Origin of the sequence: Stappia indica (genome assembly GCF_001696535.1) — a bacterium.
Lineage (GTDB): Bacteria > Pseudomonadota > Alphaproteobacteria > Rhizobiales > Stappiaceae > Stappia > Stappia indica.
Genome location: NZ_MBQE01000010.1, coordinates 1 through 3436, shown reverse-complemented (window position 1 = coordinate 3436; position 3436 = coordinate 1). Strand labels below are relative to the sequence as shown.

Annotated in this window: 1 protein-coding gene; it reads right to left on the bottom strand. The window is 60.2% G+C overall.

From position 1 onward, the window contains the following. Positions 1 to 2944 (bottom strand): beta strand repeat-containing protein (locus BBX35_RS23525; protein ID WP_279626403.1); only part of this gene is annotated, 2944 nt, incomplete at its 3' end. Positions 2945 to 3436: the final 492 nt, after the last annotated feature.

Sequence of the window (3436 nt, the reverse complement as noted above, 5' to 3'; positions counted from 1 at the left end):
CGCCGTACAGCGTGTCGTTGCCGGCACCACCGGCAAGGCTGTTGTTGCCGATATTGCCCGCAATGATGTTGTTCTGGCCGTTGCCGTAGCCATTGATGTTCCCTGTCCCCTGCAGATACAGGTTCTCGAGATGCTGGCTCTGCGAGCTCAGGGCAAACGTGATCGTCGAGTAGACGCTGTCCGTACCTTCTCCGGCAAGCTCGACGATGGTGTCGCCCGCATTGTCGACATAATAAGTGTCGTTGCCTGCGCCGCCGATCATCGTATCGGCGCCGGCACCGCCGTTCAGCATGTTGTTGCCGGAGTTTCCAGTCAGAATGTTATTCTGCGTATTACCAACAGCATTCAAGTTGCCAGTGCCGAGAAGCTCGAGATTCTCGATATGCTCGCCATGCTGCCAGAGTTGGAAGCTGATGTAGCTGCGGACGGTATCCGTGCCTTCATTGGCGTTTTCGATGACCACATCACCCGCATCGCTGACGACGTAGATGTCGTCGCCGGTGCCTCCGATCAGCGTGTCGGCGCCTGCCCCGCCGTTCAGCAGGTCGTTGCCACCCATGCCTTCAAGGCGATCATTGCCGGCCGAGCCGATCAGAACGTCGTTACCGGTCCTCGAACCACGCACATGCTCGATATTGGCGAGGCTATGGTTGAAAACACTGCCATTGAAGACACCGATTGCGGTGCCGGTGGTCAGATTGACCGTGACATCGCCCATCCCGTTGCGATCGAAGCGAACCGTGTCGAAACCGCCGCCGCCGTCGACCGTATCGTTGCCCCCGCGCAGGATGAACCGCTCGTCACCATCGCCGCCGGTGAAGACGTCGTCGAAGTCCGTACCACGGATTTCCGCGACACCGGACAACGTGTCGGTCCCGACGCCAGCTCCGGTCACGGTACCGCTGACACCTGCTCCGTTGTTGCTGGTGTAGGTGATGCCGGAAGAGGCATTGCGATAGTCCGCACGGACCGTGCCGTCGCCGGTCTGAGTGATCGTGTCGTCGCCCGCGCCACCGCGAACCTCCACGAAAATGCCTGCAGTCGCATTGATCGTGACGGTGTCATTGCCGGAACCGAGCGACAGGGTGACGCTGCCAAGGCTCGGGTCGATCGGCCCGGTCACGTTGAGCGTGTCGACGTCCCCGGTCCCCTTGTCGATGGTCATCACCGTGCCGGTCATCGAGACCGTCATGTTGGTGGTGAAATGCCCGTACTGGATGAACGCGTCGTGCTGCTGGAGAACGTTGATCGTGTCGTTGCCGGCAGACCCGATGACCGTGTCCTCGCCTTCGCCGGTGTTGATGATGTCGTTGCCATCACCGCCGTCCAGGATATCGTTGCCGGCCCCGCCGTTCAGCGTGTCATTGCCGCCACGTCCCTCCAGCGTATCGTCGCCGGACGATCCAGTCAGGCTGTCGTCTCCAGTGCGCGAACCTCGGATCGCCTCGATGCCCGAAAGGGTGTGACTGAAGGCAATGCCGTTGAACAGGCCCGTCGCCGTGCCGGTCTCCAGATTGACGGTGACCGCCCCCATGCCGTCCTGGTCGAAGCGCACCGTGTCGTAACCGTCGCCGCCGTTAACGACATCGTTGCCGCCACGAAGGATGAAGCGCTCGTTGCCGGCCCCGCCGTTGAAGACATCGTCGTAGTCGGTGCCGCGGATTTCCGAAACACCCACCAGCGTATCGGTACCGATGCCGGTACCGGTCACCGTGCCGCTGAGATTGGTCCCATTGTTGCTGGTGTAGGTGATGCCGGATGACAGGTTACGATAGTCCGCACGCACGAAACCGTAACCCAGTTGGGTGATCGTGTCGTCGCCCGCACCACCCCGGACCTGAACGAAGATCCCTGCGATCGAATCGATGGTTACGTTGTCGTTGCCCGAGCCCAGGGCAAGGGTAATCGTCCCGCTGCCGTCGTAGGGTCCGCCGATATTTACGGTGTCCGTGCCGCTGGCTCCCTTGTCGATGGTTATCACCGTTCCGGTGAGGCTGACCGACAAGGCGTTGGAGAACGAGCCGTAATTCAGGAATGCGTCTTCGGTGGCAAAAACGTTGATCACATCATTTCCGGTCGAGCCGTAGACCGTGTCGCTGCCCGTGCCGACATTGATGATGTCGTTGCCGCCGCCACCGTTGAAGACGTCGTCCCCTGCGAAACCGTCGAACCGTTCGTCGGCATTCGAGCCGATGAACGTGGTGCTTTCCGTACGGGACCCGCGGACATGTTCGATGCCGGACAGCGTATGCGAGAACCCTACGCCGTTGAAGGTTCCCGTGGCGGACCCGGTGGACAGATCGACAACGACGGAGCCGACGCCGTCTCGATCGAAGCGGACCATGTCGAAGCCGGCGCCGCCATTGATGATGTCGTTGCCGCCGAGCGGAATGAAACGCTCGTTGCCGTTGCCGCCGTTGAACGTGTCGTTGCCGGTGGAGCCCATGATCTCGGTGACATTGGAGAGCGTGTCGGTTCCCACGCCCACGCCGGTCACAGTGCCGCTCACGCCGGAGCCATTGTTGCTGGTGTAGGTAATCCCGGAAGCGACATTCGAATAAACGGCTCGTACGAATCCCGCGATGTTGGTGATCGTATCGTTGCCCGCACTGGACCGGATGCCGAAGAAGATCCCGCCCGGGTCGTCGATCGTGACGCTGTCGTTGCCCGAGCCGAGACCGAACGTCAGACCGCTGATATCCGGATCAAGTTCGCCGTCGGCAATGAACGTATCCGTGCCGATCCCGTCCTTGGTGACCTGCCCACCACCAGCGTCCCCGTCGACGACGATCGTCAGCGCCGCTGAAAAACCCGTGTAGTCGGCATAAAGATCGACCTCGGGAAGAAGCGTTATCGTATCGTTGCCACCGCTGCCGATATAGGTGTGACCAAAGCCGGTGATCGAAAATACATCATTCCCGCTTCCGCCCGAATACGTCGTCATTTCAAACCCTCCCAAGAGCCTCGCCGGGCCCATAAACTTCAAGACTGCACTATTTGCTACCGACAAGCCTGATATCAAAACGCTCCCCAGAAACGGCAATACAAGGCTGGGAGGAGAGCTTCAGGCGGGATTTGCGAGTGCAGCAAGCCATTCGAATAGTCAGCACTGTTAGTTATCGCCATATAAACGCGATTGTAAACGCCGGAGGCAGTTTCAGGGCAATCCACCCGGCCTTCCGGCAAAGGACATGGTTGCGATCATCGCACGGCTGGCGGCCCAAGCGGGTCGCCGGCCTCTTGTCGTCATACCTCAACGGGGATCAGACGAAGGCAAAATCACCGGCAGAAACAAGCGTGTGATCGAAGTTCTGCAACACGATGGTATTGGAACCGAAGGTCAGGTGCGTGTCCGCCCCCACATCCGTCACCGTCACCTGCGAGAAGTTGCTCGCCCCAACGCCGATCCGGATCGTGTCGATCCCGTGCTCGAAAT